The sequence below is a fragment of the Lentimicrobiaceae bacterium genome (assembly GCA_028697555.1).
In the GTDB taxonomy this organism is placed as follows: Bacteria; Bacteroidota; Bacteroidia; order Bacteroidales; family UBA4417; genus UBA4417.
In genome coordinates, this window is record JAQVEX010000072.1 from 1 (window position 1) to 7,502 (window position 7,502).

The 7,502-nt window shown below is 34.5% G+C and carries 6 protein-coding genes, 1 tRNA gene and 1 pseudogene; 5 read left to right on the top strand and 3 right to left on the bottom strand.

Going from position 1 to position 7,502, the window contains the following annotated elements; all coding sequences use genetic code 11:
* Positions 1-30 precede the first annotated feature (30 nt).
* The 3 genes from PHP31_09460 (at position 31) to PHP31_09470 (ending at position 2,606) form a co-directional block, all read left to right on the top strand.
* Positions 31-117 (top strand) — tRNA-Ser (locus PHP31_09460).
* Positions 118-400: 283 nt separating this feature from the next.
* The gene (locus tag PHP31_09465) at positions 401-757 is read left to right on the top strand and encodes a BlaI/MecI/CopY family transcriptional regulator (protein ID MDD3739505.1); all 357 of its coding nucleotides are present in this window, start codon (positions 401-403) and stop codon (positions 755-757) included.
* 46 nt (positions 758-803) lie between these two features.
* Positions 804-2,606, top strand: coding sequence for a M56 family metallopeptidase (locus PHP31_09470; GenBank protein MDD3739506.1), 1,803 nt, complete (start codon positions 804-806; stop codon positions 2,604-2,606).
* Positions 2,607-2,695: 89 nt separating this feature from the next.
* On the opposite strand, the pseudogene PHP31_09475 reads toward PHP31_09470, so the two are convergent.
* Positions 2,696-5,002, bottom strand: a pseudogene (locus PHP31_09475) (outer membrane beta-barrel family protein).
* Positions 5,003-5,406: 404 nt separating this feature from the next.
* Here PHP31_09475 and PHP31_09480 point away from each other — a divergent pair.
* A complete protein-coding gene (locus PHP31_09480; protein MDD3739507.1) occupies positions 5,407-5,913 on the top strand; it encodes a flavodoxin in 507 nt (168 codons plus the stop codon).
* 10 nt (positions 5,914-5,923) lie between these two features.
* The gene (locus PHP31_09485; protein MDD3739508.1) at positions 5,924-6,259 is read left to right on the top strand and encodes a DUF2023 family protein; all 336 of its coding nucleotides are present in this window, start codon (positions 5,924-5,926) and stop codon (positions 6,257-6,259) included.
* Between the two features lie 116 nt (positions 6,260-6,375).
* On the opposite strand, the gene PHP31_09490 is transcribed toward PHP31_09485, so the two are convergent.
* Together PHP31_09490 and PHP31_09495 are read right to left on the bottom strand one after the other, a co-directional pair.
* On the bottom strand, positions 6,376-7,026 hold the full coding sequence (locus PHP31_09490; GenBank protein MDD3739509.1) for a porin family protein: 651 nt from the start codon (positions 7,024-7,026) through the stop codon (positions 6,376-6,378).
* A 112-nt stretch (positions 7,027-7,138) separates the two neighbouring features.
* The coding region (locus tag PHP31_09495; GenBank protein ID MDD3739510.1) for a hypothetical protein at positions 7,139-7,502 on the bottom strand (364 nt) is incomplete at its 5' end.

Here is a 7,502-nt window from a genome sequence, read left to right on the forward strand (position 1 = left end):
CTTTTTCGGCGACAAAATACCGCAACAAATGGAGAGGTGGGTGAGTGGCTGAAACCAACAGTTTGCTAAACTGTCGTATGGGTAACTGTACCGAGGGTTCGAATCCCTCCCTCTCCGCAAGATTGTAACAAAAGTGTCCATTCGGGCACTTTTTTGTTTTTAATACTTTTCTAGCTCTTTCACTTTTTCGATTCTTACTAAAAACACTATACCTAACGTATTTCCAATATTACTACAAATATTTTCATTATTTATTTGAAAGCTAAACTTGCTTAATAGGTTAATAAATGTTAAAAATTAATGTGGGCTATTGACTTATTACGAAACTTTCGTAGTTTTGCGATGTTTTCGTAATAAATTGATTATTAACTATAAATTACATAAAAAAGCATATAAAATTATGGAAAAACTAACACATCAAGAAGAAGAACTTATGCTGATAATCTGGCAAAAGGAGCCCGGATTTATCAAAGATTTTATTGAAGAAATGGATAAACCTCATCCACCCTACACGACGGTAGCTTCTGTGGTAAAAAATCTGAAGCGTAAAGGTTATGTTAAGGGGAAACGTTTTGGAAACACTTATCAATATTCGGCAGTTGTGCGTGAAGAAGATTACAAAAAGAAGTTTATGTCTAATGTGGTAAAGAATTATTTTGAAAATTCGTACAAAGAATTGGTCAACTTTTTTGTTGAGGAAAATAAAATCTCTGCTGAGGAACTTCTGGAAATTATTAATCTTATAGAAAAGAAGTAGATATAAGCGGAAAGTTCTAAACCTAAAAATTCAAACACCAACAACCATGGTAACTTACATTATAAAAGTCAATTTATCGCTCATACTTTTTTACTTGTGCTACAAGTTGTTGTTTCAGCGAGATACATTTTGGATGCTGCGACGATTCTATCTGTTAGCAAGTATTTTATTCTCATTTATTTACCCGCTTATTTCGGTAGAAGGGTGGATAAAAAAGCAAGAGCCGATTATGACCGCTATTGCATCTATTCAGTTAGATGAATTTGTAATTACAGCCAATCAGACGGAGAAACTGACCTTTTTTACACTTGAAAACGTACTTTGGACAGTTTTTGGTTTGGTAGTTTTGCTGTTATTAATACGTTTTTTCATTCAGCTGTTTTCTATTTTCAAACGAAGAATACAAGGCGAAAAAATCTTATTACAAAATGTTCCTGTTATTCGCTTAATGGAAAAAATTATGCCTTTTTCCTTTTTTCGTTGGATTTTTATAAATCCGCTTTTACATACCCAAACAGAAACTGCCGAAATTTTAGAGCATGAACAAACACACGTTCGCCAATGGCATTCCATAGACGTAATTGTAGCACAAGTGCAGACCATTCTTTGCTGGTTTAATCCTGCAGCATGGCTTTTGGAACGTGAAATTCGGTTTAATTTGGAATTTTTAGCCGACAATCAAGTTATAAAATCGGGTTTTGAACCCAAAAAATATCAATACCATTTATTACGCCTTACTTATGAACCTGCAGATAGTAAGTTGGGCAACGAATTCAGTGTTTTACCAATTAAAAAAAGAATCAAAATGATGAATACAAGAAAAACCAAAAAGATGGGATTATTAAAGTATGCTTTGATTATCCCAATTGCAATTGTAATGCTTGTAGTGAGCAACATGCAAGAGATGATTGCCGCAACCAAGACGTTTGTAGCAAATGTTGTTACTCAGGAAGATAATCCTGTGATAAGTTCTAACGTGGCGACTATAAATTTAGATACCGAACTAAACTCAGATGCAAAAATTGAGCATCAGAGTAGTGAAAGAGCTAAATTGACAGAGCCGGAAATTGTAAATAATGACAATATTATTAAAGCTCAAGGAATTGAAGAAGAACCACCTACGTTTCCCGGAGGAGTTTCTAAGCTGTACAAGTGGTTAAGCGAAAATATTATTTATCCCAAAGAAGCTCAAGAAAAAGGAATTCAAGGTAATGTATATGTCAAGTTTGTGGTAACAGAAAAAGGAAAAATTACCCAAACTAAAATATTGCGTGGAGTTGATCCGATTTTAGACGCCGAAGCTATCCGTGTAGTCAGTGCTATGCCTTACTGGGTACCTGGCAAAAAAGACGGAAAAGTTGTAAGTATGAGCTACACACTTCCTATACAATTTAAACTTATGAATAATGAACCTGAAACCGCTACAACTAAAAAAGAATCTGATACGGATATTGCCAAATCGTCAGATAACGACATTCTCGTTTCAGTTGATACACCGCCTACTTTCCCCGGTGGTATAGAAGCGTTGTATCTTTGGTTGTCAAAGAATATGAAATATCCGGACATTTCGCAAGAAACAGGAACTTCGGGACATATTTATGTTAAGTTTATTATTGACGAAAACGGAAAAGTAACGAACCCTAAAATACTACGTTCGACATTTAAGGAAAATAATGATAAAGAAAAAAACAAAGAAACTACGTCGGAAGACATTGAAAAAGGTAAAAAAGCTTTGGAAGACGAAGCAATCAGAGTTGTTTCTGCCTTGCCTGACTTTGAACCCGGAAAACACAAAGGTAAAGTTGTAAAAGTGTATTACAATTTGCCTATTCAGTTCACATTACAATAATTTAACTACAACATTAATTTAAATAAAAAACGTCGGTATTTCCCGACGTTTTTTTGACACAGAAAATGCCTTTTCCTTGTTTGATAACATTACAACCTATTTATCTCACTTTGACCTGCACCTGTACCTTTATATTTGCTTTTTGCAGTATTAAAGCGATAGCGGACAGTAAGCTCAATTTCGCGAGAGTCGAAAATATTTATTTGATTTAGCTCCATTTGTGCATTATAAAGTAAGTTTCCTTCTTTATGTTGATAAAATATATCGTGAGCTTTTAGAGCTACATTCAGGCGTTCGTCGAAAAACGATTTAGTTACAGAAGCTCCCACAACCACGAAATTCTTAACTAAATGTATATTTTGTGCATCTCCATTACCAACATACTCTACATCGAGTGTAAATAGAATTTCTTTGGGTAATCGCAACGAGTTGTTTAAAGAAACAACAGGTATAGGTTTGTCTAGTTTAACCGATTTGCCCAAACTCGTAATAGTTACCCATTGTTTGATAAATCCTGCACTTAACTGTGGCGACCAAATACCTATTGTTGGGGAAACTGTAGCGAAAACTGTCAAACTCGGCATTTTTTCTAAATTTCGGTGAGAAAGTATAGACAATGCAGGGTTATTAGCATCTTGTTCAGTCTAATAGATTACGGCATCTCGCTCATTTTTGTACGACGCCATCAATTGTACATAACGCCACGAACCTACTAAAGTAACATCATGAATAATAGTCGGTTTCAGAAACGGATTCCCGGTTTGAAGTGTAAAGCGATTAGCATAAAATACACTACTACTCAGCTGTCTGTACGTTGGACGATAAGTTTTAGCCGTATAACTCAATTGTAATCCCACATTTTTTATTGTGGTAGCAAAAGATAAATTTGGAAACCAATGTGAATAGCGACGACTTTGCTCTTCATTAAGAATATCGTTTACATAATACTCCGAATTTGCATTCTCGTATCTTAAACCAACACCAAACTGTCCAATAGGTATTGCTCGTGAATATTCTGCAAAAAGAGCTATGTTTTGCTCCTTATTAGTTATTTTAGAAGATGGTACTATATTTTGAATATTCGTGTACTCATCTATTCTGTGAGTATTGGTATATTCACTTCCAAAAACCATTTGTCCGCCTGCCAACGGATGCGAGAAAACCAAGTTAGACGCCAACAGATTGTTATTTACTTCATTTTCGGAATCCACTTGGCGATTGTCAAATTCTTGACTTGTTTCGGCAACCGAAGATGTAGAGATTCCATCGGAATTATAATAGTCGGCATTGAAATCTATATTTAATTCTCCAAAAGTGCCATTGTAATAACTATTGACTCTGTGAGAGGGTTTAAGCTCAGAGGTTTTATCTTCTATACTATTCCACTCATCGTAAAACAAATCGTTGGCAAACACTTTGCTACTCATTTTTGAACACCACTTATTATTAGGCGATGCAGTGAGTGTATATTTTGCTCCTACATAATGTTTGGGTGAGATTTCGTAATTTATTCCTGCAATACCCATAAAATCATTATTGTATCCATCTATATAAAGCGTGATATCTTGTGTCCAAAGCGTATCTACGTATGTTTTTTGATGTATTTTACTGTCTTGTATCCACTCGTTATGCACGTATTTGAATGTACCGAACAAATCCCAACCTTTTTTTCGGTAGTTTACATTAAGTTGCTCAATCAAATCTGTGTTTTGCGACTGATGAGTGCTTGAGCGAACATCAAAACTGAAACCGTCGCCTGCTTTTGGTATTATATTTATGCGGATTACAGCTTTTACAGTAGCATCGTAGCGTGCACCGGGGTTGTTCACAATTTCCACATTGCGAATATCGGCAGAGCTAAGATTGTCAAGTTCCGATACATCTCGCATTTCTCTATTATTGATAAATATTTTCGCTTCGCCTTTTCCGAAAACCGAAAACACACCGTCATCACCTGTAAGCGAAGGAAGTCGTTTCAACACATCGTTGCCCGTTCCTGCCTTACTCAACACAGTGTTTTGAACTGTAGTAACCAATGCGTCGTTTTTCATCTCTATACGTGGCAAATTTGCTTTCACCACAACTTCGCTAAGCAGTTGGCTGTCGTCATTAAGTACAATAGTTTGCCCCGATATTGCCGAAACGGTCTGAGTTTCGTAACCGATAAAGGATATTTTCAAAAAAGCGTCCTTCGCTGCTTTGGTTGCAAGCGAAAATTCGCCATGTTCGTTGGTAATTGTTCCGGTAACAAGCGTGCTGTCGGGAAGTGAATAGAGAGCCACATTGGCAAATTCTATGGGTTGATTGTCTTTGTCGGTTACTTTTCCGGTAATGCTTTGGGCATAAATCGCAACGCTGAAAAATAGAGCGATAAAGGTAAAAAATGTTTTCTTCACTATATTTAAATGTTTAAATTTTCTGTATGACAATGTTTGTTGGTTTTGGTTACAAAAAATTGAATTTTTATTTGATGCAAAGATACATTTCTGATTTTATTTAAAACAAATATAAAATCGCACTTCGTATTGAGCGGTTTTTTGAAATATTGCTTGTTTTGTTGCGCGATTTGCGCATAAAAACAAACAGCGAATAATTTCTGCCAAAAATATTTTTCAAATAATACTAACAACTCATTTTCTGCACTAACAACTTAATCCACCTTAGTTATTAACAATCTGATTTTATCGAAAAGCTAACTGATTATAGCTAATTCTAACTAAAAAAATCCCTGAAAATGGGTATTTTAAAAGCGGTGTACTGTGTGTTACTTTGCAAAACAAATTTACAAATAAACACAACCATGAAAAAAATAATAATTATTTACGGTTCTGAAACCGGAAACACTCAAGCAGTGGCAGAAAAAATTAAACAAGAACTTAACAACTTTTCGCCAAAACTTATCGAAATTGAAAAAGCAACTGAAACCGATTTTACTGATGCCGATGTTTTACTTTTGGGCACTTCAACCTGGGGTATTGGCGATTTGCCAAGCGGCTGGGAAGGTTACTTATCAAAACTTGAGAGTATTAATCTTGCAGGTAAAAAAGTTGCTTTGTTCGGAACGGGAGATTCTTCAGGGTTCTCCGACTCATTCGTAAGTGCGATGCGACTTATATACGATGTAATTGACAAACAAGGAGCCGATATATTTGGTCAGATTTCAACCGACGATTATAATTTTGATGGTTCCGACTCCGTTATTGACGGTAAGTTTATAGGATTACCTATAGATGAAGACAACGAACCGGAAAAAACCGACCAGCGTATAAAAAATTGGATTGAGCTCATTAAACCTGTTATTGAATAAGTTTTTTGAAATGAAAGTCTTCAATCATTTACTATACGAATACGAAAAAGGCATTAGAGACCTTGTACTGCATACGTTCAGACCTTCAATTTTGGATTATATTATCGGTAAATTAGAAAATAGAAATATAAAATACCTTATAAGTAAAGTCAACGATAAGAAGTACAACATCTTTTTTGGGTCTGATGCTTGTGTGGAGATAGTAAGACATATTGGCAACAAACCATTGTACCAATACACTAATGAAGAAGATTTTATTTTAGGAATTATGCTTGGCTATAACCGTCACGACCAATGTGTTAGATATCTTAGAACAGCAAATTCAATAAAACAACTACATACATAATTAATTTGCCATATTATCATAATAGACTGTGATAGTACTTTTTTAAGTTTTAATAATTTTGTAAAAAAAAGCGACTATAAAAGTCGCTTTTTAATTTAATGCTTTCTTCGGTTATATTAGAATATTCTGTATCCTAATGATAGTCCAAAGCCTATATTTTTTGTGCTTTCATTAGGTTTAATTCCTTGTACTTTGGTAGTAATATCTGTTAAACCTAATTGTGCAACTAAAGCAGCCGATAGTTTGGAAGAAAATTCGTAACCTACCATAATGTTAGCACCAATATCTAAAGGTTTATAATAAATAGCAACAGGATCGCCTACCTTTACATCGTTTTTAAATTTAACATCCATGTTGCCTTGTTTGCCTCCTAATCCAAAAGCAAAGTAAGGACCAGCTCCAAGTAAAAGATCTCCTGAGCCTAAACCTCCTTTATATAAAAAGTACACAGGTATTTCAATATAGTTTAAAGAAGTTTTAGTAACAACTTCTTCACCTAATAAACCTTTCACTTTGCTGGTAGTACCTTTTGCAGAATACAATAATTCGGGACGTAGATAAAATTCGTCGGCAATTGCAAATTCAGCAAATACACCGGCATTAAAAGTAGGTTTTATTTTATTAGTTTCTATTTTATTGTTATCAATTTTTTCATTCATGTTTACCATGTTGAATGAACCCTTAACACCAACGTGAAGTTGAGCAAATAGGTTACTGCTTAAAAAAAGTGCAACTAAAAATGATGTTGTTAAAATTAGTTTTTTCATAAAAAAATTTTTTTAATTGTTAATTAATGTGTTTGTTGTTTTATTGTTTGTTAATTTGTTTTTCTACGCTCACATGATATTGTATAGTAAACGTATATTTCATTGTTAGATATTAAAACATCCTGTATCCTAATGATATTCCAAAGCCTATATTTTTAGTGCCGGACTTTTCTATTTCGTTTCCTTCTACTTTGGAAGTAATATCTGTTAAGCCAAATTGTGCAACTAAAGATGCCGAAAGTTTTGACGAAAATTCATAACCTAACATAATGTTAGCTCCTACATCAAAAGGTTTGAAACAATTACGTTTCCATGGTTGAGCAAGGTATTCACCCATAACTATATCATCTCCTATATCACCTACTTCAGCATCGTTTGTAAATTTAACATTTGCATCTCTGTTTCTTGTAACACTGCCTCCAGGAAAACTTGTGGTTGACTCACCTTTAACTTTGCCTCCTACACCATATGCAAAA